The 24,673-nt window shown below is 47.0% G+C and carries 21 protein-coding genes; 7 read left to right on the forward strand and 14 right to left on the reverse strand.

Features of this window, described 5'->3' with window-relative positions; genetic code table 11:
- From AC5JBY_RS18340 to AC5JBY_RS18360, 5 genes are all read right to left on the reverse strand, one after another.
- Complete coding sequence (locus AC5JBY_RS18340; RefSeq protein ID WP_495906088.1) at nucleotides 1–627, reverse strand: histidine phosphatase family protein; 627 nt, start codon at nucleotides 625–627, stop codon at nucleotides 1–3.
- A 68-nt stretch (nucleotides 628–695) separates the two neighbouring features.
- Nucleotides 696–1,019 carry an ArsR/SmtB family transcription factor gene (locus AC5JBY_RS18345; RefSeq protein WP_495906089.1) on the reverse strand — a complete coding sequence of 108 codons (324 nt, stop codon included), beginning with the start codon at nucleotides 1,017–1,019 and terminating at the stop codon, nucleotides 696–698.
- Complete coding sequence (locus tag AC5JBY_RS18350) at nucleotides 1,000–1,452, reverse strand: SRPBCC family protein (RefSeq protein ID WP_495906090.1); 453 nt, start codon at nucleotides 1,450–1,452, stop codon at nucleotides 1,000–1,002. The genes AC5JBY_RS18345 and AC5JBY_RS18350 overlap by 20 nt, the downstream gene beginning before the upstream one ends.
- 108 nt (nucleotides 1,453–1,560) lie before the next feature.
- The gene (locus AC5JBY_RS18355) at nucleotides 1,561–1,950 is read right to left on the reverse strand and encodes a RidA family protein (protein ID WP_495906091.1); all 390 of its coding nucleotides are present in this window, start codon (nucleotides 1,948–1,950) and stop codon (nucleotides 1,561–1,563) included.
- A gap of 128 nt (nucleotides 1,951–2,078) precedes the next feature.
- Nucleotides 2,079–2,642 (reverse strand): Crp/Fnr family transcriptional regulator, encoded by a 564-nt coding sequence (locus AC5JBY_RS18360; RefSeq protein WP_495906092.1) that lies wholly within the window; start codon nucleotides 2,640–2,642, stop codon nucleotides 2,079–2,081.
- A gap of 227 nt (nucleotides 2,643–2,869) precedes the next feature.
- On the opposite strand from AC5JBY_RS18360, the gene AC5JBY_RS18365 reads away from it, so the two are divergent.
- The 7 genes from AC5JBY_RS18365 to AC5JBY_RS18395 all read left to right on the forward strand — a co-directional run bounded on the left by AC5JBY_RS18365 (nucleotide 2,870) and on the right by AC5JBY_RS18395 (nucleotide 12,734).
- Nucleotides 2,870–3,490, forward strand: coding sequence for a phosphatase PAP2 family protein (locus tag AC5JBY_RS18365; RefSeq protein WP_495906093.1), 621 nt, complete (start codon nucleotides 2,870–2,872; stop codon nucleotides 3,488–3,490).
- Nucleotides 3,491–3,576: 86 nt separating this feature from the next.
- Nucleotides 3,577–5,061, forward strand: a complete 1,485-nt coding sequence (locus tag AC5JBY_RS18370) for a sulfatase family protein (RefSeq protein WP_495906094.1) — start codon at nucleotides 3,577–3,579, stop codon at nucleotides 5,059–5,061.
- A gap of 70 nt (nucleotides 5,062–5,131) precedes the next feature.
- The gene (locus AC5JBY_RS18375) at nucleotides 5,132–7,012 is read left to right on the forward strand and encodes a hypothetical protein (protein ID WP_495906095.1); all 1,881 of its coding nucleotides are present in this window, start codon (nucleotides 5,132–5,134) and stop codon (nucleotides 7,010–7,012) included.
- An 89-nt stretch (nucleotides 7,013–7,101) separates the two neighbouring features.
- On the forward strand, nucleotides 7,102–8,112 hold the full coding sequence (locus tag AC5JBY_RS18380) for an aldo/keto reductase (RefSeq protein ID WP_495906096.1): 1,011 nt from the start codon (nucleotides 7,102–7,104) through the stop codon (nucleotides 8,110–8,112).
- Between the two features lie 55 nt (nucleotides 8,113–8,167).
- Nucleotides 8,168–9,082 carry a helix-turn-helix domain-containing protein gene (locus AC5JBY_RS18385; RefSeq protein WP_495906097.1) on the forward strand — a complete coding sequence of 305 codons (915 nt, stop codon included), beginning with the start codon at nucleotides 8,168–8,170 and terminating at the stop codon, nucleotides 9,080–9,082.
- A 138-nt stretch (nucleotides 9,083–9,220) separates the two neighbouring features.
- The gene (locus AC5JBY_RS18390) at nucleotides 9,221–11,566 is read left to right on the forward strand and encodes a TonB-dependent siderophore receptor (protein ID WP_495906098.1); all 2,346 of its coding nucleotides are present in this window, start codon (nucleotides 9,221–9,223) and stop codon (nucleotides 11,564–11,566) included.
- Nucleotides 11,547–12,734, forward strand: coding sequence for a PepSY-associated TM helix domain-containing protein (locus tag AC5JBY_RS18395; RefSeq protein ID WP_495906099.1), 1,188 nt, complete (start codon nucleotides 11,547–11,549; stop codon nucleotides 12,732–12,734). The genes AC5JBY_RS18390 and AC5JBY_RS18395 overlap by 20 nt, the downstream gene beginning before the upstream one ends.
- A gap of 73 nt (nucleotides 12,735–12,807) precedes the next feature.
- Here the strand turns inward: AC5JBY_RS18395 and AC5JBY_RS18400 are convergent, their stop codons facing one another.
- The 9 genes from AC5JBY_RS18400 to AC5JBY_RS18440 form a co-directional block, all read right to left on the reverse strand.
- Nucleotides 12,808–13,815 carry a bestrophin family protein gene (locus AC5JBY_RS18400; RefSeq protein WP_495906100.1) on the reverse strand — a complete coding sequence of 336 codons (1,008 nt, stop codon included), beginning with the start codon at nucleotides 13,813–13,815 and terminating at the stop codon, nucleotides 12,808–12,810.
- 53 nt (nucleotides 13,816–13,868) lie between these two features.
- Nucleotides 13,869–14,888: an SDR family NAD(P)-dependent oxidoreductase gene (locus AC5JBY_RS18405; RefSeq protein ID WP_495906101.1), complete on the reverse strand. Its 1,020-nt coding sequence runs from the start codon at nucleotides 14,886–14,888 to the stop codon at nucleotides 13,869–13,871.
- Nucleotides 14,889–14,977: 89 nt separating this feature from the next.
- On the reverse strand, nucleotides 14,978–15,466 hold the full coding sequence (locus tag AC5JBY_RS18410) for a cytochrome P460 family protein (protein ID WP_495906102.1): 489 nt from the start codon (nucleotides 15,464–15,466) through the stop codon (nucleotides 14,978–14,980).
- A 177-nt stretch (nucleotides 15,467–15,643) separates the two neighbouring features.
- Nucleotides 15,644–17,320, reverse strand: coding sequence for a glycoside hydrolase family 32 protein (locus tag AC5JBY_RS18415; protein WP_495906103.1), 1,677 nt, complete (start codon nucleotides 17,318–17,320; stop codon nucleotides 15,644–15,646).
- Between the two features lie 11 nt (nucleotides 17,321–17,331).
- On the reverse strand, nucleotides 17,332–19,047 hold the full coding sequence (locus tag AC5JBY_RS18420; protein WP_495906104.1) for a RagB/SusD family nutrient uptake outer membrane protein: 1,716 nt from the start codon (nucleotides 19,045–19,047) through the stop codon (nucleotides 17,332–17,334).
- Nucleotides 19,048–19,057: 10 nt separating this feature from the next.
- Nucleotides 19,058–22,132, reverse strand: coding sequence for a SusC/RagA family TonB-linked outer membrane protein (locus AC5JBY_RS18425; protein ID WP_495906105.1), 3,075 nt, complete (start codon nucleotides 22,130–22,132; stop codon nucleotides 19,058–19,060).
- 14 nt (nucleotides 22,133–22,146) lie between these two features.
- Nucleotides 22,147–23,046 (reverse strand): carbohydrate kinase family protein, encoded by a 900-nt coding sequence (locus AC5JBY_RS18430; protein WP_495906106.1) that lies wholly within the window; start codon nucleotides 23,044–23,046, stop codon nucleotides 22,147–22,149.
- 9 nt (nucleotides 23,047–23,055) lie between these two features.
- Nucleotides 23,056–24,384: a sugar porter family MFS transporter gene (locus AC5JBY_RS18435; protein ID WP_495906107.1), complete on the reverse strand. Its 1,329-nt coding sequence runs from the start codon at nucleotides 24,382–24,384 to the stop codon at nucleotides 23,056–23,058.
- A gap of 3 nt (nucleotides 24,385–24,387) precedes the next feature.
- Nucleotides 24,388–24,582, reverse strand: coding sequence for a hypothetical protein (locus tag AC5JBY_RS18440; RefSeq protein WP_495906108.1), 195 nt, complete (start codon nucleotides 24,580–24,582; stop codon nucleotides 24,388–24,390).
- Nucleotides 24,583–24,673 lie beyond the last annotated feature (91 nt).

Genomic DNA, 24,673 nt, shown 5'->3' on the forward strand with positions numbered 1-24,673 from the left:
TTATGCTCCTGCGGAATCGGTCAGGTGACGGATATCATTTGCTTCGAGTATAGTGAACTGTCCATTAACAAAAGACACGCGATAAAGGCACGTATTGCTATGGCCAAAATTTGCCATACTACTAATAGGTAATTGATTGAGCATGCACAATAATACCAGCAAGGAGCGACCGTGCATACAGATGAGCACCCGCTTTTCTGCCGGCCGGGAAAGTATAGTGTTCAGCGCTTCCTGCAGGCGCCTGGAAACCTGATTTGGACTTTCACCTTTTTCAAAAGACAGATCACATTGTCCGCGCTGCCAACAATCATTCATTTCGCGGAATGCACTCACCCAGTCTTCCTTACTGTCCTTGCCTTCCCAAATACCAAAAGACAATTCATCAAGCCCTGGCAATTGCTCCCAGGGAATACTATCTTCTATAAATTTTTCTACGGTCTGGTGGGTACGCTTCAGGGCAGACGTATATACCTTATCAAAAGGTACATGCTTATAATACTGGTAAAATGCTTCTCCCTGTTTCCTGCCCAGCACATTAAGATCAGTATTTACACCTCGTCCTTGTACAATGCCCAATTTATTATAATCGGTTTCCCCGTGTCTGATAATATACAGCTCCTTATCCATAATTCATTTCCGTTAAGCACGGAAGGTACAATCTAATGTTCAAGAAGTTTTTTTAATGCCTCCATTTATTAATCAGACAACTTGTTATTTAACAGCGCTTCCAACTTTTTCAGTTTCGATGTCCAGAACTTGTCAAAGTAAGAGATCCATTCTTGCAGTTCCTTAAAACCATCCTTCTTCAATGTACAATACCGTTCCCGGCCAATATCTGTGATAGAAATGAACCCTGCACTTTGCAGAATTTTTATATGCTTCGAAACAGCCGGACGGCTCATGTCGAAATTATCAGCCAGGCTGTTGATCGTCATACTATCCGTAGAAAGCAGCATCAACATCTTCCGTCTGCTGGGATCACCAATAACCTGGAATACATCAAGCGTTGGCGTGGCCATGCGTTGCAGCTTTTAAAAGTTTATCGATATTATTGAATTTCTCCACCCAGCCCTGCGCAAAGCCTTTGAAGAAGTTCAGGTCCTCTTCCTTGTCAAAACCACTATGCGCAAGGATCAGTTTGGTACCTTTATCCGTAGGCTCTAATGTCCATACAACCAAAGAGTCGAGTGTGATCTTTCCTTCGCCGGGGCCGCCGCTCATAGAGTAAACCAGCTTCCTGAAAGGCGCGATCTCCAATACCTTACAATAAAAAATACCATCGAAATTGAGGCTCGGTATGGCGTCCGTCCGTAACTGGAAGTCTGCCTCCACTATTGGGCGGAAATCATTTTTCATCAGCCATAACTCTATCAGCTCAGGATTTGTCAGGTATTCCCAAACTGTCTCAGGCGGATGCGGATAGAAGAAATCAAGATTTATAACGTTTGCCATAATAAGTAACTTTTAAGTTACACGAATGTATATGTAACTTTTGAGTTACCCAAATAATTTAAGAAAAACGGATGCTGCAATAGCATCCGTCTTCAACTTATCTGCTCCCTATTTCACTACTGTAGCCTCAAATTCAATCTTTAACGTTTCAAAAAGGGTTTTCACTTCCATCAAAGTTGTTGCCTGTTTACTGCCGTGTTTGGCTATCCAAGCCTGGAAAATATCAAAGTTGGCCATAAACTCATCTTCTGCCGTGGTATAAATACTTAGCCGGACAATGTTTTTAGGTTCATACCCTGCCTCTGTAATAACCTTTTCAAGGTTTGCCAAGGCCAGTACCAACTGGGTTTTCATATCATCAGTGCTTGAAGTACCGTCTGCATGTACAGCTGCCTGTCCGGCAACGTAGAGCGTGCCTGCGGGCTGTTTCACTTCCACTGCTTGCACATAACTGAGCTTATCCTGCCATTGCCAGGGATTTACAATACGTGTTTCCATTTGTTTAACAGTTTAATTTGTAGCGCTGCAGGCACAAGTATTACTAAAAATTGTACAAGCAAAGGTGGGCTGTACATACGACCTTTTGTGTGACAAATATCACAATTACAAAACAGGCGGTAACAGGACTAAGAAGATAACCGGCTAAGGGTTTCGCGGGAGACGCCGAGGTAAGAAGCAAGTAATGTTCTGGGTACTCTCTGAAACAAGGAAGGATAACGCTCCAGCAGTTGTTCGTAACGCTCTTTGGCATTAGAAGTAAGAAATGACATAATACGCCGCTGTGATCCAATATGCCCGGCATTGGCCTTGGCAAGGAAAAAGTGTTCCATCTTTTGAAGGCCCGCACACAGCTTTTTATAATCCTCCAGCAACAAACAGAACATCTCCGTGTCTTCAAGACATTGCAATGATTGCGTGGCCTGCGTTTGCGTATGATAAGCCAGATAATCTGTTTCCCACCAATCCTCCATCGCAAAAGAAACGACATGATCCTTGCCTTCATTATCTGTATACCCCAGCTTCAAAAGCCCCGAGACTACAAAGTAATTATACCGAACACGCTCGCCCTGCTGAATAATATAATCACGCTTTTTAAAGCTTTGGGTGGAGAAATGGGAGAGCACGAATGCAAATTCCTCATCGGACAGATGTACTATTTTTTCGATATGCTGTCTTAATACTTCCTGCATCTTGCCTCGTTTACGCAATGATATAAAAGTTATCCCTATTTGAATCAATTTCCTTATATTGTATTATCCATTCTTCAACCACCCTTTCCAACTTCCTTAACCGAGGTTCTTATAAGTCTATACAATACCGGTTAAGCCTCCATTTTCATAGCAAGCATCCTGACGTCATTCATTTGATGCAGCATCACTATGACTATATAGTAACTTATCATTTAAAGACAAAAAACATGAGTTTAAGGAAAACGTTTTATGCCTTGTCTGCACTTTTTTTATTGACAATCCTTTCCATATTGTTTATCGATGTGCCGTTAGCAGTCTGTGTCAATAAACATTTCGCAGACAATGAGGAAATTTTTCATGGGGTCACTTCGATCGCAGAAAAGCTAAGCGGGTTTACTATTTCAAAATACCTGGTTGCATTTGTATTTGTTGGCATTGGACTGGTGGTACATCTGTTCAAAACAAACATCTTTTTAGCCAAACCATTTTATTTCATTGGTCTCACTTTTTTCTTTTCCCGATTTAGCACAGGTCTGCTGAAGAATCTCTTTGGCCGACCACGACCAGATGAAATGTTACATGCACAGCAAGTCAACAATATGTTTTTTGTAGGCGGCAGCTCTTTTCCCTCCGGACACACAGCCCACTTCTGGGGTTTTATTCTCCCAGTAGTCATCTTGTTTCCCAGATGGAAATGGTTACTGATCATACCGACATTGATCAGTGTTTCGCGGATTATGGTGAACGATCATTTTCTCTCCGATATACTGGCTTCTATTTTCGTTTGCCTGCTTTACTCGTTTCTCTTCCATAAGCTGATCATGGAGTATAAGCCCCGGAAAAAATAACATCTGCCGGGTTGCTACCAGCAGATAGTACCAGCATTCAAAAAGAAAGTACCATAATCCCGTCCGTTCACCGGGTAAATTCGGGGATGAAACGGACAATTTATTGGCTACAGGTTTTTTTGACGTTACTCATATGCCTGCTTCTACATACCGCCAGTGGGCAGCAAAAAACGGAGCGGCCCAATATCCTGCTCATTGTGTCTGAAGATCATGGTCAGCATTTATCCTGTTATGACGATGAAGTAATTAAAACGCCTAACCTCGATCAGATTGCCAGCAATGGTTTCCGGTTTAAGAACGCCTATGTAACCCAGGCAGTGTGCAGTCCTTCACGCAGCTCCATCCTTTCGGGCATGTATCCACACCAAACCGGACATTTCGGATTGACAGTATTTGGATTCCGCTATGTAGTGCCGGTAAATACAATCTACTCCCGGCTAAAAGCAGCAGGCTACCGAACCGGCATGATCGGTAAACTGCATGTAGACCCTGCGTCGGCATTCCCAATAGACTATCGCTCTATTCCCAGCGCCAATTATGAAAGAAAAGAGTTGGAACGTTATGCCGGAGACGCCGGCAAGTTCATGAGCGAGAGCGATGAACCGTTTTTTCTCATGGTCAATTTCCCCGATGCTCATTGGCCTTTTGTGAACGAGATAAATGGCCGGCCAAGACAGCTCATCACAGAAGAACAGGTGAAGCCCTGGCCTTACCTGGCCCATGATAACAAGATCATACGAGCTTATACAACAGCGATGTATAATTGCATAGCACGACTCGATGAATGTGTGGGCGAATTGATGCAAAGCCTCAATCATTCCGGCAAAGAACGCAATACGCTTGTTATCTATTTATCCGATCATGGCGATGAAATGGCCAGGGGCAAATTCGATATCTATGAAGCCAGCAACAAAGTACCTTTTTTAGTAAGCTGGCCCGGCAAGATCAATAAAAGTGTGGTAAGCGAAGCGCTGATATCAACCATCGATATTGTGCCTACCCTATTGGATGTAGCAGGTTTGCCCACAGCCAAAGAACTGCCTGGCAAAAGCCTTATGCCCTTGTTTAAAAAACCAGCCCAGCCGTTCAGGCAATACCTGTATACCGAAAAAAATGTTGACCAGGTAGACTTGTACTATCCCCGCAGGGCTGTACGGGACAAAAAATATAAACTTATCTATTCTCTGCTGGATACTCCCAAAAACATTGTTGCCTACCGTTATTTATCTGCCGTCCCTACATCCCCATTAGCTGCCAGCCCAACATTACAAGAGCTTGAAACAACCGCATCACCTTTAGCCAAAAGGATATATAAAGACTGGCTTTATCCCAACAAGATCCAGTTGTACGATCTTGAAAATGATCCCTGGGAATTCAATGACCTGTCGGCCAATCCTCAATACGCTGCTATAAAGGAACGATTGCTCAAAGCTATTTTCCAGTGGCAAAAAGATACCGATGACCCCTTCAGATTTCCGGAAAACTTAAACAGGCTTACGCAGGAAGTCGACACTATAAAGGTTGTAAAGAATATGCAGTGGCAATACCCTCACTATATGTACGGGAAGTAATATCCTGTTTTTAGAGGAGGCAGGCCGTCAATGTTTTCCAACACTTTTACAATAGAAAACCCATTCCATTATGAGGAGGAAATCTATTGTACTGTTGCCATTTTTAATTTTGGGTGCTCTCTGTACCCGGGGCCAGCTTACCAAAGAACAACGGATACAGGATAGTGTGATCGGCTGGGACCCGAAGAAGAAGTACGATCATTACCTGAAGCCTCAAACAACGCCAGCCGGCAAACAGAAACTGGCTTACGTCGATAAAATGGTGGAATGGGTTACCCGGAGCTACACACCCGTGGGCAGTCTGGGCGAATACATCCGGTATGTCAATGACAATGGTTTTGGACTAAACCTGACGACCTGGAATGTAGGCTATGATTACCTCGACGAACAAAAACATTTCCGGCCAATACCAGAAGAGAACGTTCCCTACTACTTCGTAGCCAACAAAGTGTTTGGCACCTGGTCCATTGACTTCCTGAATAAAAGTGGTGAGCACTTCATCGCTATGCAGCCGAATGGTTATTCCCCCAACTCAACAGAGCAAAAGAAGAGACAGGCTATAGAAAATAAAGTTGACCCCAATGTATCAAAGTATATCACGTGGGTCAATGAGTGGGTCACCATCTACCTGGCACCTAACAACCAATTGCCCATGAAAGCCGTGACAAGGGGCGAACTGTTGGACAAAGCAGCTGCAGCCATGGATGGCGTATTCGAAACCATGAAGAAAGAGGAAATACAACGCGCGCAAGGCAATGTACAGAATGCAAGTACAGCTATTGAATACAACCGGAAAGAGATTGACCGCTACCGCGATAATATCCGCCAACTGAAAGAAAAGTACAAAAGCAGTTTGGATGAGCCCGCACAAGTGGTAGATATGCAGCCAACCTGGCGCAGCTTCAGTGCCGGCAGTTGGGATATTTTCAAAGGAGCGCCCAATGCCAACTATTACCCCATATACAAGTTTGACGCAGCCACGCTCGAAAAAATGAAAGGTCCACAACCGCTCTGGCTGGCAGTGGCCATTCCTTATGCCACTAAAAACGATGGGAATGCCGATTATGAATTGTATACAGCCATGACTCAAAACCTGAACTATGACTACATCTACAATTACTTCTTTGATCCGGAGAAAATAAAAGGAAAGACCTACGCACCGGCCAACGAAAGCCAGTTAAAAGCAAGACTGGATAGTTACCGTCAAAAGAATAACAAGAGCATCAACGCTGTTGCCGACACAAAAGGATGGGCAACCAATGTACATTTCCAGGATGATTTCTCCACTGCAGCCGATGGAGCAGAACCCGTGAACTGGTATTTTAGAAGAACAGGCGACCATCAACAAGTGGTTACCTTACCCAATCACGCAGGCAAATGGTTGAAGCTGGGCTATAGCAACAACACCTATCCTACGCTTATCAAAAGGCCGTTGCCTCAAAACTTTACCCTCGAATTCGATGTCGTCACGGCCGATTTCAGCGGACGCTATGGTGGAGGCGTACAATTATACCTCACCACCAACCAGCTACATCCCAGCGGTAACGAAAAAAGCGTTGCTCCCTACGCCACTCTCGACATCAACCTCAATGCAGGCAACGAAGCAGATTATACCAGCAACTACTCCGGCGAGATACGGGTCAAGCTACGCAAAGCACCCGAAGTAAACGAAGAGCACCACAATCCCGGCGCTGTCGGTAAAACGCCCTTAAAAGCTTTTACTAACAAAAAAGATAAGATACATGTCACCCTCCAGGTTAATAATGGTACCACCCGCATATTGATCAACAATGAGGAGATGCTCGCATCAAAAGACTGGCTGTTGCTCTACGGTGGCAAGTGCATCGACTGCAACATTCCATCCAATCTCAGGTTCAATCACATCTATTGGAAAGCCAACCAAAGCGAAGTGGCTTCCTATATAAGTAACATCCGGTTGACTACGAACTAACCTTCCCGGCTTTTGGATACAACTACCCGGAATATGGATACACCTGGCCGCCAGCGCCGGTCTACTTTTGCAGTAGAAAAACAAAGATCATGGGTAGTATTAAACAAGTAAAATTAGGTAGTCAGGGATTAGTAGTCCCTCAACTTGGACTGGGCTGCATGGGCATGACAGGCCTGGCACATTTTGATATTTATGGTAAGCCAAACGAAGCAGAAGCCATTGCCACCATTCACCGTTCACAAGAGCTGGGCGGCAATTTCCTCGACACTGCCGACCTGTATGGTCCGCTGGTAAACGAACAGCTGATTGCCAAAGCGATTAAAGGCAAACGCAACGACTATATCATTGCCACCAAGTTTGGCTATGAGATCGATGATGCAGGTCAACTTACCTGGGCATTCGATGGCAGTAAAGCCTATGTAAAAAAAGCAGCAGAACGCTCTCTGAAAAACCTGGCAACAGATCATATAGACCTCTATTACCTGCATCGTGTAGACCCCAAAACGCCCATTGAAGAAACTGTAGAAGCAATGGCGCAACTTGTGAAAGAAGGAAAAGTGCGCTATATAGGTTTATCGGAAGTATCTTCAGAAACCATTAAGCGTGCACATGCCATCCATCCGCTTACAGCCATACAAACGGAATACTCCCTGTTTGAACGTACCGCAGAAGAAGCAGGTATATTGCAAACACTTGAAGAACTGGGAATCGGTTTCGTAGCTTATTCACCTTTGGGGCGCGGCTTTATTACCGGTGAGCTGAAAAGCCCTGACGATCTTCCTGCAGATGACTTCCGGCGCAGCATGCCGCGTTTCCAGGGAGCGCAATTCTATAAAAACCTGGACCTGCTGGCAGCCATGCAAAAGCTGGCTACGGAAAAACAGATCACCACTTCACAGCTTGCCATAGCCTGGGTATTGGCAAAAGGATTCGTACCTATACCGGGCACCAAGCGCAGAAAGTATCTCGAAGAAAACATAGCAGCCGCCGCCATTGAGTTAACCAAAGCCGACATGGACCAATTGGAATCCATACTACCATTAGGTACTATTACAGGCGATCGCTATGATCAGGCAGGCATGCAGTTTGTGAATCAATAACATTCAAAACAGGCGGCTAATTACTTAGTCTGCCTGTTTTAGTATTTTTGTATATATGAAAAAGGAGGCGCCTTATATCGTCCATTCCATTTCGGAACAACACCGTATACTTTCGCTCCCCAAACCGCGTCACCCTCTTGTCAGTGCTTTCGACTTCGCTGATATCAATCATCACAACGCCGACCTCAGCAAGGAAACCCTTATCCTCGACATGTATTGCATATCTCTTAAAAGAAACCTGACCGGCAAGATCCGGTATGGTCAGGGCTATTACGACTTCGACGAGGGAGTTATGATATTTACCGCGCCCGGGCAAGTAGTGAGCAATATCTCTGAAGGGCACAGGCCGAGCGGTTGGTGTGTCGTATTCCATCCCGATTTTATCCGCCGGCATCCGCTAAGCCAAAAGATAAAAGGGTATGGATTTTTCAGCTACATGGTCAATGAAGCACTCCACCTCTCCGAAAAAGAAGAAGAGCTGGTAATTTCAGTCATGAAAATGCTGTACCAGGAGCTCAACACCAATATCGATTCTTACAGCGAAGATGTGATAATCGCCCACCTGGACCTCTTGTTAAGCTATTCCGAGCGGTTTTACAACCGTCAATTCATTACCAGGAAACCGGTCAGTAATGATGTTCTGCAAAAGCTGGAAACCTTACTATCGGATTATTTCAATAATGATAAATTACTGACCCAAGGTTTGCCCACCGTATCCTACATAGCCAGCGAGCTAAACTTCTCAGACAGTTATTTGAGTGACCTGCTGAAAAGCCTGACAGGACAAAACACACAACAACATATTCATCAATACGTCATAGAGAAAGCCAAAGAAATGCTCACCCGTACTAATATGACCGTAGGCGAGATCGCATTTCAGTTGGGCTTTGAATTTCCGCAGTCTTTCAATAAACTCTTTAAAAACAAAACCAACCTCACTCCCTTGCAATACCGCCAGTCGTTCAACTGATCATCACCAACCACCTTCATATATAAAAAATTCCTTAATTGGACAGCCTTTTTCCGGATATGGTAAATGGCTTTTCCCGATCCGTACCCCGATTACGCCTCTTTAGTGCCAATTTCGCGCGAAATTTCACGCACTGTTATGAAGAAAGTCCTGTACCTGATCTCATTTATTTTTCCGTTAATATGTTCAGCGTTCAATAACAATGCCCCCGCAGGCACCGTCAAAGGCAAGGTGACGACAAGCGATAACCAAGCCGCCCCTTTTGTTTCCATAACAGTAATAGGAACAGACCGCAACGTAGTGAGTGATGAAGAAGGGTATTTCAACATCACCAAAGTGCCGGCCGGCGAACAAGAACTGGAAGTAACCCTCATTGGTTATGAGACCCTCCGCCAGAAAGTAACAGTGGAAGACGGCAAAACAACGGCTGTCAACCTCCAGATCACCATCTCCAACAGCCAGCTGCAGGAAGTGATCGTTACCAACTCCAAAAGCAAATTTGTATTCAAATCCAGCGAATACGTTGCCCGCATGCAATTGCGCAACCTCGAAAACCCACAGGTATATAATGTCGTGGGCCGGCCGTTGATGCAGGAGCAGGTGATCATCGAGCGCACAGACCTGTATCGCAATATCCCGGGGGCTGTGCCCAACTTTTCAGCCGGTGGCTCTATGGGCTTAAGCATGCGCGGCTTTTCTACGACGATCGGCATGCGCAACGGTATGGCTACAAGCGCTATCGTACCTCTCAACCCTGCCATCCTCGAAAGAGTGGAATCGATCAAAGGCCCGTCAGGCACCTTGTTTGGCAGCAACCGCAACGTAACTTTCGGCGGTGTATACAACTATGTAACCAAGCGTCCTTATGAAAAGTTTGGCGGCGAGATCAGCTTCGCGGCAGGCAGCTATGAGTTTGCCAGGATCACTGCAGACATCAACACTCCGCTCAACAAGGAGAAAACAATGTTGCTGCGCGTGAATGCTGCCGGACAATCCGAAGGTACTTTCCAGGACCAGGGATTCAATAAGAACTATACTTTCGCACCAACATTCACTTACCTGATCAATGACCGCCTGAAGTTTACCCTCGATGTAGAAGCTACACGTGGCAACTATACCGTGGTATCCTTTGCCCTCGGCAACCTGAACAACATCACCGCGCGCAATTTCAAAGACCTGCCACTGGATTACAACAAATCTTACATCAACAACAGCATCGATGTAAATAACGGCATCAACAATATCCAGGCGCAGATAGAGTACAAGATATCCGAACAGTGGAAGTCGCAAACCAACTACCTGTATTCTGTAGGCTTCTACAAAAACCTGTACTGGACCGCCCTGAACATGATCAACGATTCGATGTATGCCCGCGTGGTAAGAAACCAGACTCCCGAAACCTTTGGCAATATCGAGGTACAACAGAACTTTATTGGCGATTTCAAAATTGCCGGGATACGCAACCGCATGGTGGTCGGTATAGATTATAACCACAACTGGAATGATCTCTACAGGGCAACTGTCAATTTCGACACCATCAACATCCGCCGCTCTCCCACCAGGGTCATGAGCCTGCCAGCCCTCGAAGCAGCCTCAGCAACCCGCTTTTCCGCCACCAGCACTGTTTCTAAAAATGCCAGCATCTACGCATCAGACGTGATAAACATCACCTCCGAGCTGATGGCAATGCTGAGCTTGCGCGTTGACCGCTTCTCTACAAAAGGCACTTACGCTCCTGCAACAGGTATATATACAGGCGCGTATGAGCAAACATCTGTGTCGCCTAAACTGGGACTTGTTTACCAGCTGATAAAAAATCAAATCTCCGTCTTCGGAAACTACATGAACGGGTTTGTCAACCTGGCGCCCGTGACACAGCCCGACAATACTATTCTTGTACTGAAACCTCAATACGGCAACCAGTGGGAAGGCGGTGTTAAGTTCGACCTGTTCAATACGAAACTGAATGGTAGCATCAGTTATTATAATATCGACGTTACCAATTCAACAAGAACAGAATTGATCAATGGCGCCAATTTCACCTTCCAGGATGGCACACAACGCAGTCGTGGTATAGAAGTAGAAGTGATCGCCAGCCCGGTAAAAGGCATGGCCGTCATCGCCGGATATGGTTACAACGAGAACGTATATACCAAATCAGCCCCTGCGATAAAAGACAAAAACGTTACGTTCAGCCCTAATAATATCGGCAACATTTGGGTAAGCTATACCCTTCCTGAAGGAAAAGCAAAAGGATTGGGCTTTGGGGCCGGCGCCAACTACGTAGGCGACTCCTGGTTTGACGCAGCCAACTTATTCAAAGTTCCCGGTTACACGTTACTGAGCGGAACGCTTTTCTACGATGCACCTAAATTCAGGATATCGTTGAAAGGAAACAACCTGTCCGATGAGCGCTATTGGAACAATAATGGTACACCTCAAAAAAGAGCAAACTTTGTCACCAGTGTCTCGTTCAAACTCTAAGAAGCAACGCTTCAAAAAAATAGTGGGATGGTTCCACCTCTGGCTCGGATTAGCATCCGGGCTGGTGTTTTTTATCATGGGGCTCACAGGAGCTATCTATAGCTTTCAGCCAGAGCTATCCAAACTCACCCAGCCCTACATCACGGTAAAAGATGAGAGTAAGCCTTATCTGCCCGCATCACAATTGCGTGCAATAGCAGCCCGGCAGCTACCTGATAAAAAGGCAACGCGCATGCTGTTCAGAAGCCGCGAGGAGTCGGTAATCGTCCATTTCATCAAGAAAAATGATTATTACTGGGCTGCTTTCCTGAACCCTTACACAGGCGAAGTGCTGAAGGTGCAGGACATGGATACAGAGTTCTTCCGTTTTATACTCAGAGGGCACATGTATCTGTGGTTGCCTCAGGAGATTGGCCATGTAGTTGTTTCCACCTGCATGATCATCTTCACGATTATCGTCATAAGCGGTATTATCCTGTGGTGGCCACGCAACAAAGCAGCCCGCAAAAACAGCTTCAAGATCAAATGGGGCGCTTCTCCAAAACGGCTCAACTATGACCTGCATAATATATTAGGCTTCTATGCAAGCTGGGTGCTGATATTTATTGTTGCAACAGGGCTTGCCTGGAGTTTCGAGGGCGTCATGAATGCCGAGTATTGGCTGTTCAGCGGCGGCAAGACACGTCCCAAGGCACCTGCCTTCGTTTCCAAAAAGGCAGACACCGCCAATAAGCTTACCAATGTGCTTGATAAAATACATGAAACTGCAAGAGCAGCCTATCCCGGTTATGAACGCTACCAACTCCGTTTACCGGCAACAGATACCGGCTTCTACCAGGTGACCATGTACCTCCAGGCAGCTAATAAATTCGCCAAAGCAGACAATCTGTATTTCAACCAGTATACAGCAGAGCGCTTTCAACCCAAGGCAATGGGGTTGTATGCAGATGCCAATGGCGGAGAAAAAGCAACGCGCATGACCTATGACATACATACCGGCAGTATTGCCGGATTGCCCGGACGTATACTCGTTTTCTTCACGGGGCTTATTGCAGCTTCTCTCCCCATAACAGGGTTTTACATATGGTGGGGAAAGAAAAGTAAAAAGAAGAAAAAGGCGCCGGCACTTGCACAAAAGCAAAAACAGCAGTTGGTTGTTGTACAATAACAACAATATGTAACAATACAAAAAGGGGCAAATACACCATGTATCTGCCCCTTTTACATTTCTTTCTGTACAACTACATTAGAATATTATTCACCGGTGTCATAGCCGCAGGTAGATTCGGATCATCCAGCATTTCCTTCATGTCTGTCTCGATCATCTTGCTGATCTGCGTAATGGGCACGTCATTGGCACTGCCCTCGAAAGGATTGATGGAGCTCTCACCTACCGCATCAAGCGTAACGAAAGCCCAGCCTACGATCGTACAAAAAGGTATATTGAAAAAAATGGTCCATCCTTCCAGAAAAGTCCCGGCGCCCAGCGTATTGAACTCTTTCAATAAACCAAATGGCAACAGGATCACGAACAGATGAAGCAAGTACTTGGTAATAGAAGCAAAGTTGCGGGGATAGGGAAAGTTCTTGATCCGCTCAGCCCTACCCTGATGGTCATAAAAACCTTCAACACTTCTTTGCAATTGCATCTGCTGAAAGTCATTAATGACACCTTCTTTGTGCAATTGATTAATGGACTGCGATTGCAACGCCAGCATTTGTGAAGCGCGATTCTTCTTGCCTAGTATATAAGTTAATTCCTCCGGAGAAAGAAAACCATCGATAGCCTTTTCCAGCGGCTCATCACGCTCAGGGATCGTGTATACATGAGACATGTATTCCTTATAGCGCACCTCATCCATGATCTCCCATTTGCGTGGCTCACGCAGTTGATAACGCAGGAAAGTAAGCCATGCAAAATGCCGATCAAACAGCAACCTTGTCTGCGGATCTTTTTTGCCTCCCAGGAAATCACGTGCCTTCACACCAAAACTCCGGCTATCATTAATAATACTCCCATAGATCTGCCGGGCCTCCCACAAGCGGTTGTAGCTGGCATTGTTCTTAAACCCCACAATGAAAGCTACAGCCGTACCTAACATCGCCACCGGCAGCCACGACATCCCAATAAAAGTCCAGCCCAAATAGAATATGATCGTGGGTCCCAACGCCAGGAAAAAACACTTGTAAATATCCCGGCGGCTCCACATAATAAACTCCTTGATCGAATACCGTTTGCCAGTATGCATAAGCAACTACAATTTGGGTCGGAAATTAAATCATCAGGAGCAAAAAATCACCATCAATTTGCGTGGAAAGCAAAGCCAGTCATTTTTTCACTCAGCTGCCACAAACGTTTGGCATTGCTTTCATCCAAAGAGTAAGGTTGCACACCACGCAGCGAACCCGGATCATCATATTTATGTTCGATATTCCCCAGATCCAGTTCCGCCACATCGGCATTCTCACAATACACACCACCCATATCATCGAGCAGCGGGCTGGTAGCACACCATACGGTTGTCGCAGCTCCTTGCGAAACAGTTTTCAACGTCCTGGCCACTTCAGGTTTGATATTGCCATCTGCATCGTGCGTACCCATTTGTTTGAACAACTCCATCGGCGCTTCCCTTCCCAGGTCTGTACCATTTACAGAGCCCGGATGCAGGGAGAACGCACGTACGCCACTCGCCTTACCACGATTATCGAGCTCAACAGTAAATAAGTTGTTGGCCGTTTTAGATTGACCATATCCTTGTAAAGTTTCATAGTCCCGGTGCTCGAAGTGAGGATCTTCGAAGTTGAAAGGAGCCATTTGATGCCCAAAAGAAGATACATTGATCACCCTGGCGCCATGCGCAATGGTAAGCATCGGCCACAAGCGGGCAGTTAGTTGGAAATGACCGAGGTGATTGGTAGCCAGTTGAGATTCATACCCGCGACGGTCGCGGCGCAATGGCACCCACATAATACCGGCATTATTAATTAGTAAATGCAGCGGTCTGCCCGAAACAATGAATTTGGCAGCAAACCTGTCGATGGAAGCGGGATCCATCAGGTCCAGTTGTTCCAGCTCAACATTGGGAATACCATTGATATTCTTCTTTGCTTTTTCAATATCCCTGGCAGGAACGATCACAGTAGCCCCGGCAGCAGCCAGCACACGTACCGTTTCTAAACCAATACCGGCATAGCCACCGGTCACGATAGCTATTTTGCCCGAAAGGTCGATACCCTTAATTACATCGTCTGTAGTAGAAGTGGCATTAAAACCTGAACCAAGCGGTTGTTGCAAGGCGCCCTGATAATTACTTTGTCTCATTTGAATTTGTTTTTGTTGAGACAAAATTAGAACGCCGTGAGCTGGGCCACTTTGTTTAGCAGGCCGAAGTTACTTTGTTTAAAAAGCCATTACTGCTCCTTCCATTCGCTGAACACAAAATCCTTTTGTGAAGTGTGGCATTTAAAGCATTGCGCCCGTACAGGTTCTGTGAGCACGCGTTCAGTTTTACTATTTCCTTTAAACTCCTCGTACCCCCACCCACCGGTACTACGATATCGTGCACTGTCTTTAACCATCACATCCACATGCCTCCTTTGCCCCTCCGTAGTACTTCCATCTTTTTCACTAGCCTCTATCACATCAAAAACAAGAACAGCTCCTTCGGGGAATTTCCCGGAGACATAGCCTTCCATCGCTTTGTCGTTCCCATAAATATGATGGAAACCGCCGCTGAATTGAAAACCGGGATGAGCAGGGCCGATCAGACCCGTTCTGATGTGTACCCATTTGCGGTATCCTTCAGGATAAGGGACCACATCATCTGAAGGATGAATAATAAAACCGGCAGTTATTGTAGACAACGTGATCATCAGGATCACCACCGAATACTTTTTCATGGCTTGAGTAGTTTTGGTACTACTTAAATGTACTATTCCACCGCCATGAAAAACGATTTACACTTTAATAGCAGTATGCAGACTACGAACAGTCAGTTGCGCCTAATGAAAGGAGTGTCAACAAAAAAGCAGGCCGTCTTACGACAGCCTGCCTTTCGATAACAACTATTTTTCAGGTTACTCCCAGGCCGATTTCAAGGCATACACATCCAATTGCGTAAAACGCGCCTTGCCACCCTTTGCGGTAACCGACAACTCCTTGCCTTCAAGGTTCTTATTGACCGGCATAAACACGAGCCCGTTATTCGCAAAGATCTCTACACCAATCCTGTCAACATAGATGGTCAATTGAAGGCTTCCTTTCACTAATGGCAGTTTGGCCTTCACACCATCGGCACTGATCTCCTGCGCTGCCACATCGTACATAATGTCCAGCCCATTGAGATTAAAGTGAAGCTCCTTTGATTTACCAATCTCTACCACTGCCTGTATCTCCAACAACTGCTCCTGCACACCCTGTAATGGATTGGCAGCTTTATCGTCCAGTGAACGCGCGCCAGTAAGTAGCTTCTTACCACGCAACACTTCCAATTCCTTCACGGGGATTCTCACCATGCGAATGCCTTCAGGGGTGGTTACCAGTTTCAACTCCTGGGGAATACTCATGCTTTGGTTGAAGGTCATAGCTCCTTTATCAGTATGCGTGCGCCACCAGCCGATCTCGATACGACGGCCCGTTGGTTCATTGTTGATGGTTTGCGCAGCATAATAATCCCGGCCAAACTGCCCTTGCAAACGTTCAGCTTCGGGCGTAAATGTAGTGCCATCGAAACGACCGATCGCATACATAGTATTCGCAGCCGACAACACCCACTTTTTATTAGCCGGGTTGCCATCCACCGGCAACTCGAAGAAGTCTGGACATTCAAATAAATACCGGTCGTCACCCGTACCACCTTTTACAATGCTGGTAGGCGTCCAGTCCTTCAGGTTATCCGAGCGCAGGAACTGCTGTGTATGCACGCCGCCTTCCCGCTCAACCCAAAACAGCATCACCCAATGTTTGCCCGGCGCATACCAAAACACTTTAGGATCCCGGTTATCACGGTTGATGCGTGGCACAGCTGCACGATCGAGTTTATTGAAGTGAACACCGTCGTTGGTCCAGGCAAGTCCCTGACACCAACAGGTGGCGCCGGTAAAGAACATTACCATTGCCGGATCACCGGGCTTGCCGAACCCGCTGGTATTGGCGCTATCTACCACCGCCGAGCCGCTGAACATAGGTCCATAACCGTCCGGGTGAATAGCATCTCCCACTTCTTTCCAATGGATCATGTCCTTGCTCACGGCATGGCCCCAGGTCATATTGCCCCAGCCTCTGCCATAAGGATTGTGTTGGAAAAAGAGGTGATATTGTCCTTTGTAATAAACAAGTCCATTGGGATCATTGGTCCAGCCATGTTTCGGCGAAAAGTGAAACTGCCCACGCAACGATTCAGCATACGGCTTACCTGCATTGCTGTCGAGATCACTCTGCTTAATAGGATGAAAAGCCTGTGCATTCTTAGCGAGCTTATCCACCCGCAGCTCGATAGACTTACCCTTCCACTCGCTGATGTCGAGATAAGCATACCAGTCGGGTGCACCTTCCGCCAGCTCCATATCGAAGAACCGTACCTTGACGCCATCCTCCCATATCTCGAGGTTGCGCTTCGGCGCTCCGTTCTTCACGGGCAACTGAAGAAACTTTTTATCAGGCGTGAAATACTGGTTGAAAGATCCCTGGGCAAGTGCGGCACTACCCATCATAAACAAAGCAGCACTACAGGCTAATCGTTGTATTCTCATCATACTATTAGTTTTTACCATCCGGTATTCTGTTTATAAAGATCGCGGCTATAATTGATTTGATTCAAAGGAATGGGCAAATATTCATCCCTGTTCTTCTTGAAAGTGGCATCGGACAAATGCGCCGACCTGTTCTTCTCTACAGCAAAATAAGCATTCATGGCGGTGGCAGCAACGCCCCAACGCACGAGGTCGAAAAAGCGATATCCTTCCGTAGCAAACTCCAATCTCCGCTCCCACCTTAACGCCTGGCGTGCATAATCCTGCGTCCAGGTGCAATTTACGCCAGGTTGATAAGTAGACACTTTATAATTAGCAGAAGGCTGGCCATTGGCCTGCTTCAAACGGGCAGTACTGTTGCCAGCGCGCGTACGCAGGTCATTGATCAAGGGCAAAGCCTCATCCTGCCGTCCCAGTTCGATCAGCGCCTCGGCACGGAACAACATCACATCGTCGAACCGGATGATATCCCAGTTCTTGGAGCTGCTCATGAATGGCGGCACCTTCTGGAAAGTAGGATCATCAGGTGTTACAGCCTCCTTCAGGCTGGCAAAAGCGCCATACACTTCCGGGGCCCTTGCCCAGGAACGCTGAAAGATATACTTGCTGTTGTACTTATAAGGATTGCCGGGGATCGCCACCGTATGATTCAAACGCGGATCGAAAGAACTGGTGAAATAATCGCCACTGGCTGCCACGTCAGGCGTACTGTAATTGGTGAAATCCGGTAAGCCTGCAGTGGTAGTCTTGAAAGCATTGATGAGGTCATGACTGGGCACATGAAAACCACAGCAACCAAACTCCTGGTTCATGGGATAGTTGAGCGCATGCCCATAATCGAGCCGACCTTTGGGCGTACCATCATCTTTGGAATACTGGATAGCAAAAACCGACTCGGCACTGTTCTCCGTTTGTGAAAGAAAGTTATTGGCATAATCTGCATTCAACGTATACTTATGCGTACCGATCACGTCGCCGGTGAGCGCCACCACTTCATTCAATTTCGCAGCATCGATCGATGTCACATCATTCTGCTCATTCTGCACATACGCCTGGTACAACAAGGCTTTAGCCAGGTACGACTGAGCAGCCGTCTTCGTAACCCTGCCCTTATCATTCTGATTGGGCGGTAACCCATTGGCCGCAGCCCGGAAGTCATCAACGATCTTGCCCCACAACGCATCATTCGTCAGCACACGATTTGAGATCGAAGCATAACTGGTCTTCGACATCGTCTCATCGATGTAAGGCACATACTTGAACAGTATCTTGTTCAGGAAATAGAAATGCCCGCGCAGAAAACGCATTTCAGCAATACGCACAGCTTTGTTTGGGAATACATTATCCTCCACAGCATCGAGGCGGCGCAGCGCATCATTCACCCGGCCGATACCTACATAAATACGGAACCAAAGCTGATCCGTCAACCCATTGTCAACCCGGTTGAGTGAGAATGTTTCAAACAAATGGAACTCACTGAGATCACCGGGACCATCGCCGCCCTTATACGTATCGCCACCACGCACACTGCCATATGGCCACAAGCTGGTGTAAGGAGAAGTATAATGATCATTACCTAATGCAGAATAGGCAGCAATAGCCATCTTCTCGATGTTTTCAGGCGTGTTGAGGTCTTCATCGGAGACGACACCCTGCGGCGTTTCATCCAGCACCTTTTTACAGGAAGCCAGCGCGCATATTATAGCAATCGAAAGCAATATTTTTTTCATGGTAAATCGTTTAGAAGGAAACATTGAAACCAATACTGGTAATGGAAGGAATAGGGAAAGACTGATTGGGAATTTCCGGGTCAGCAGCCGTGAACCCTTTACTCTTGATGGTTAACAGGTTGCTGCCCTGGATGAATACCCGCGCACTATTCACCTTCCAGCGCGACAGCAAAGACTTCAGGTTATACCCAAGCTGAATATTGCGCAACTTCAGGTAAGAGCCATTCTCGTAGAAGTAAGTACTGGCACGGCCTTCGTTGTTGCGGTTCACGAGCGTAAGCGCCGGGATCGTTGAATTAGGATTGGATGGTGTCCAGCCCTGCAACGTTCTTTGCCCCCAGTTGCTGCCTACCCACAGGGAAGAGAAATCAGTAAACGTCTTGAAGTCGTTGTATACATCGATGCCCTGTACCCCTTGCAGGAAGAAAGCAAGGTCAAAATTCTTGTAGCTCACTTCCACATTCAAACCATACAGGAAATCAGGATTGCCATCGGCAATAAAATCACGGTCGCGGTCGTCGATCACTTTATTACCATCGAGGTCGCGATAGCGGATGCGGCCAACCCCCTTACCCACTTGCGCAGGGGCGGCATCCACTTCCTGCTGCGACTTGAAAATACCATCAGCTATATAACCAAAAGCAGAGTTGATAGAACGGCCAAGGATCGTTTTATCGGTACCATTACCGGGATAAGACGTAAGCACTTGCTCAGGCAGGTGCGTCACCTTGTTCCTATAAGAAGAATAGTTGCCGGTAACGGTCAGACCCCAATCCTTACCAATGGTGGTATTATAGCTCAACAATATTTCAACACCCTTATTTTCCATGGAAGCACCGTTGAACCAATAGTTACCACCTTCGCCTTGTACTGCGAGATAACCCGGGCTGATGAGGATGTCGGAAGTTTTCTTAACAAAGTAATCCACCGAACCGGTGATCTTGTTGTTGAATAATCCGAAGTCGAGACCGAAGTTGGATTCACGTGTGCCTTCCCAGCGCAGTGAATCATTGCCCTGCTGAATAAGTGTAAAACCGGAAGGCAGCTGGCCGGCGCCAGCACCATAAATATCATAAGCACTGCCACGGTCGAAATCCCAGGTGGGATCGATACCATAAATAGCAGCATACAGCGCATACGTAGCATTGTTGGCAATTTCCTGGTTGCCGGATTTACCCCAGCCATAACGCAGCTTCAGGTCGGAGATAATGTCCTGGTCTTTCATGAAAGACTCCTCACTGATGCGCCAGCCCAGAGAAAAAGCAGGGAACGTACCATAGCGGTATTCACTACCAAACCTGGACGAGCCATCGCGGCGCAACGTTACGGAAGCGAGGTAGCGGTTATCGTACACATAGTTGACTTTACCGAAGTAGCTCAGCAGTGCATAACCTGATCCGCCGCCGCCATTGTCCTTATTGGAAGAGCCGGCATCGAGGTATGCATAATCGATATTCTCCAATGCATATCCCTGGCGCGAAGCAAAGAAACCCTGCGACATGTATTTAATCGTCTCCTGTCCCAGCAACACATCTACCTTATGCCTGCCAAAAGATTTATTCCAGGTAAGCGTATTCTGCCATATCCAGTTGCCATCATAACCCTGATTGGTGGAAGATTGGTTGGAGGGATCAGAAAGGAAGCCGGATACATAAGATTTGCGCAGTGTGCGCTGGTAGTTGCCGTTGTAATCTATACCAAAGCTGGTACGCAAATGCAGGTCGGGAATAATAGCGAGGTCGGCAAATACATTACCGAACACCCGGTAGAAGTAATTGTTGTTTTGGCGGTTGTCCTCGATGAGGCGAACGGGATTGTGACGATCGGTCATGCCCGGTGCAGGGCCACCCCAGCCTCCACTCACCGTATGCACAGGCACCACAGGCTGTTGTACCAATGAAGTGAAGAGAATATCACCAATGGGCAACAAACGATTCTTGATATACGTAAGATTCAGGTTCTCCCCTACTTTCAACTTACCATTGAAGAAATTATAATCAGAATTGAACCGTGCCGTAACCCGGCTGCTGTGCGATGATTTCACAATACCCTTGTTGTCATAATAGCCCAGCGAGAACAACGTATTACCCTTTTCACCGCCATTACTGAAACTAAGGTTGTATTGCTGGATCAGCGAAGTTTGACCGATCTCGTCGTACCAATACGTATTGGCGGGACGCATGGTTTTGGCAGCATCGATAAACTCAGGATAGATGATCTTATTGAGAACAGGATTATCATAATTGCCATTCCAGTCGAACTGGTATATCTGGTTATTGTTGGGATTAGAACGATCATTCACAGCAGCCTGCCAGTAAGCACGGCCACGGCCATCAGCATCGAGTGTCTTTTGCTTGGAACCATAATACTGCAAGGAAGTAGACGCATCGAAGTCGATACGTGAATAACCTTTGCGTGCCTTCTTAGTGGTCACGATGATCACCCCATTGGCCGCGCGGGAACCATAGATCGTAGCTGAAGAAGCATCTTTCAATACCTGGATGGATTCGATATCATCCTGGTTCAGCTCCTGCAAACCACGCTTGGTGGGGATGCCATCGATCACATACAGTGGATCATTATTACCCAGCGTGCCCACACCACGGATGCGCACGGTGGCGCCACCACCGGGTGATCCATCAGTAGTGATGAATACACCGGGCACCCTGCCCTGCAAACTCTTCACAGGGTTGCCCAATGGAATGTCTTTAATGGCGTTGACGTCTACAACAGACACAGCCCCAGTGAGGTCAGCTTTCTTTTGCGTAGAATAGCCGGTCACCACTACGGTGCTGAGGTCTTGCTCCAGCGCCCCCATAGCAATATTGAGTTGGCCATTGGAAGGTGCAGGCATGTTGATTACAGCCATACCTACAAAACTGAAGCGGATCATTTCGCCGGGCGTTGCCAGAATACTGAACACACCAGCACTGTCGGTTTGCGTGGATTGATTACGTGCCTGGACGGTAACGCCGGCCAGTGGCAGTTGCGTGGCTTTATCCGTTACCTTACCGGTAACGGGCTGCTGCTGACCGTGTACGACAGACAACAGCATGAAAGCAAGAACCGTTAGAAAAAGTCTCATGGCAGAGTTGTTTTTTAAGTGAGAGAATGGTTAATGAGTTCGGGAACGGTGTTATCATAAGGCGGACAGGCTCCATAGAATTGAGTGACCCAGGCAGCCAGTTGATTGGCAAAGTCGATGCGCTGATCCATCGCAGCACCGGAAAGCCTTGAATATAGATAACCAGCGAGGAAAGCATCACCACTACCCACGGTATCGGCCACTTTAGTAGCGATACCGGCGCGGCTCCAGTGCATGCCATCCTTGAATACCAACGCACCATCAGCACCACGCGTCAGTAAGATCTCATTGAGCGAAAAGCGGCGAACGAGTGCCTGCAGCTTTTGCAGCACATCGCCTGCAAAGCCAAACCAACCGGATAATATGTCTAGTTCATTTTCATTGATCTTGAGGATATGCGTCTTTTCCAGTAAGGAAGAGATCAGACCGGGAGAGTAAAAAGGATGACGCAGGTTGATATCGAATACAGCGCATGTGGCATTATCGAGCAAGGTAAACAACGTATCGTGGCTCGTAGTTGCGCGCGCAGCCAATGAGCCAAACACGAAGAAAGGCGCTTCGGCCACCAGCGCCAGGTTGTCCGGCGTAGTTACAATACCATCCCAGGCCACATCTTCCACGATCTCATATTCCATTTCATTGGGGCGTACCTCAGTAGCAAACACATAGCCCGTAGGAGCATTGGCAGTAACCTGCACAAAAGCGTTATCCACCTGTTGCTCCTCAAATATTTTTTGAATAGCAATGCCTGCTTCATCGGCGCCAATACAGGAGATCATACTTGCACGCACGCCAAGACGACCGAGGTGATAACATACATTGAAAGGCGCACCGCCAAGACGGCGGCCCGTTGGCAGCACATCCCATAAGATCTCACCAAAACAGGCAACAGAAGCAATCGATAATAAAGACATACAATCGTATTAATGAATGGCGAAAGATTTATCCATCTGTTCAAGCGATTTACCTTTGGTTTCCGGCATCAGCTTCCACACAAAAAGTAACTGGAGTACCATCATGATGGCGAAGAAGAGAAAAGTGGTGCCTCCGCCAATACGTTCAGCCAGCAAGGGGAACACAAAAGCGATCACAGCCGCCATCACCCAATGTGTGAGGCTGCCCAGCGTTTGTCCTTTCGCGCGCACGGTATTGGGAAATATCTCAGCAATGAACACCCAGATCACCGCCCCCTGCGAGAAAGCAAAAAAAGCGATGTAGATCAGCAATAATACCGTGATGGTGTTGCCGCCAAACTCATTGAGGAAAAAAGCACGTGACACGAGCGCCAGCGTAGCGATCAATCCAATAGATCCAATCAGCATGAGCGTCTTCCGGCCAAACCGGTCGATCACCTGCAACGCTAATAACGTAAACAGGAAATTGACAGAGCCGATGCCAACACTCGACAACAGCGAGGCATGCTTGCCCAATCCTGTCATTTCAAAAATGCGCGGCGCATAATAGATGATAGCATTGATACCCGATACCTGGTTGAATAGCGCGAAGCTGATAGCGAGAAATATGGGGAAACGGTGCTTTTTACTGAAGAGGCGGTCATGGCCTGTTGTATTGCCAGTGGCTACCTGTGGAGCAAGAATAGCTTCCTTATCGGCTTCATACCCTACGGGGTTGATCACGCGGAGCGTGGCCATGGCCTCATGCACCCGGTTGGTATGCAACAACAACCACCGCGGGCTCTCTGGTATAAAATACAACAGCACCCAAAACACCAGCGAAGGAGCCGCCTGCACTCCCAGCATCCAGCGCCAGGCATTGGCGGATTCCTGACCGATTAAGTAGTTGGATAAATAAGAAACGAGAATACCGAAAACGATGTTGAACTGGAACATGGCCACCAGTTGCCCGCGCCGTTTGGCCGGCGATATTTCGGCAATGTATACGGGCACCGTCACGGAAGAAGCTCCTACCCCCCAGCCACCAATGAAGCGGAACACGAGGAATATCCACCACTCTTGCGCCACGGCCGTACCGATAGAAGAAAGCAGGTAAAGAATAGCGATCAGTTGAAGTGTGCGTCGCCGGCCCCATTTTTCAGCCGGCATGCTGCCCATCAGTGCACCGAAGATGGTACCGATGAGCGCCATGGAAACAGTAAGTCCGTGTTGGAAAGAATTGAGCGACCAGTATTGTTGAATAGATTGTTCGGCACCAGAAATAACAGCTGTATCGAACCCAAAAAGAAAGCCACCGATAGCCACAACGATGCTCCAAAGCAGAACCTTGTTTCCCATATGTCAAGCAATTTCCAGCCAAAGTAGGCGGCATACCCCATCCTCACCTGTACCAGCCCGATCAAATCCTTTCAAAATAGTTCCATGTCTATTAATTATCTCAACACACTGACAATCAAACAACTTGGCATTTAATGAAAACACAGCAACCAGCTCCACTTTCAAATTTGTATCCTGTTTTTTTGTTTTTATTGCCAAAAGAGCCAGCTTTGAAAACGCATCCTGTACATAGAAAACACATTATTGGTAAGTTAGCATTATGTCAATCTCAGGGTGAGCCGCCCTCGGA

Source organism: Paraflavitalea sp., assembly GCF_059502485.1.

What these genes read in the sequence shown, in the direction of transcription:
- AC5JBY_RS18435 (WP_495906107.1), bottom strand. Translation starts at nt 24,384, where the DNA reads ATGGGAAACAAGGTTCTGCTTTGGAGCATCGTTGTGGCTATCGGTGGC.
- AC5JBY_RS18375 (WP_495906095.1), top strand. Translation starts at nt 5,132, where the DNA reads ATGAGGAGGAAATCTATTGTACTGTTGCCATTTTTAATTTTGGGTGCT.
- AC5JBY_RS18345 (WP_495906089.1), bottom strand. Translation starts at nt 1,019, where the DNA reads ATGGCCACGCCAACGCTTGATGTATTCCAGGTTATTGGTGATCCCAGC.
- AC5JBY_RS18390 (WP_495906098.1), top strand. Translation starts at nt 9,221, where the DNA reads ATGAAGAAAGTCCTGTACCTGATCTCATTTATTTTTCCGTTAATATGT.
- AC5JBY_RS18415 (WP_495906103.1), bottom strand. Translation starts at nt 17,320, where the DNA reads ATGATGAGAATACAACGATTAGCCTGTAGTGCTGCTTTGTTTATGATG.
- AC5JBY_RS18420 (WP_495906104.1), bottom strand. Translation starts at nt 19,047, where the DNA reads ATGAAAAAAATATTGCTTTCGATTGCTATAATATGCGCGCTGGCTTCC.
- AC5JBY_RS18340 (WP_495906088.1), bottom strand. Translation starts at nt 627, where the DNA reads ATGGATAAGGAGCTGTATATTATCAGACACGGGGAAACCGATTATAAT.
- AC5JBY_RS18385 (WP_495906097.1), top strand. Translation starts at nt 8,168, where the DNA reads ATGAAAAAGGAGGCGCCTTATATCGTCCATTCCATTTCGGAACAACAC.
- AC5JBY_RS18365 (WP_495906093.1), top strand. Translation starts at nt 2,870, where the DNA reads ATGAGTTTAAGGAAAACGTTTTATGCCTTGTCTGCACTTTTTTTATTG.
- AC5JBY_RS18360 (WP_495906092.1), bottom strand. Translation starts at nt 2,642, where the DNA reads ATGCAGGAAGTATTAAGACAGCATATCGAAAAAATAGTACATCTGTCC.
- AC5JBY_RS18425 (WP_495906105.1), bottom strand. Translation starts at nt 22,132, where the DNA reads ATGAGACTTTTTCTAACGGTTCTTGCTTTCATGCTGTTGTCTGTCGTA.
- AC5JBY_RS18405 (WP_495906101.1), bottom strand. Translation starts at nt 14,888, where the DNA reads ATGAGACAAAGTAATTATCAGGGCGCCTTGCAACAACCGCTTGGTTCA.
- AC5JBY_RS18410 (WP_495906102.1), bottom strand. Translation starts at nt 15,466, where the DNA reads ATGAAAAAGTATTCGGTGGTGATCCTGATGATCACGTTGTCTACAATA.
- AC5JBY_RS18350 (WP_495906090.1), bottom strand. Translation starts at nt 1,452, where the DNA reads ATGGCAAACGTTATAAATCTTGATTTCTTCTATCCGCATCCGCCTGAG.
- AC5JBY_RS18380 (WP_495906096.1), top strand. Translation starts at nt 7,102, where the DNA reads ATGGGTAGTATTAAACAAGTAAAATTAGGTAGTCAGGGATTAGTAGTC.
- AC5JBY_RS18430 (WP_495906106.1), bottom strand. Translation starts at nt 23,046, where the DNA reads ATGTCTTTATTATCGATTGCTTCTGTTGCCTGTTTTGGTGAGATCTTA.
- AC5JBY_RS18370 (WP_495906094.1), top strand. Translation starts at nt 3,577, where the DNA reads ATGAAACGGACAATTTATTGGCTACAGGTTTTTTTGACGTTACTCATA.
- AC5JBY_RS18355 (WP_495906091.1), bottom strand. Translation starts at nt 1,950, where the DNA reads ATGGAAACACGTATTGTAAATCCCTGGCAATGGCAGGATAAGCTCAGT.
- AC5JBY_RS18400 (WP_495906100.1), bottom strand. Translation starts at nt 13,815, where the DNA reads ATGCATACTGGCAAACGGTATTCGATCAAGGAGTTTATTATGTGGAGC.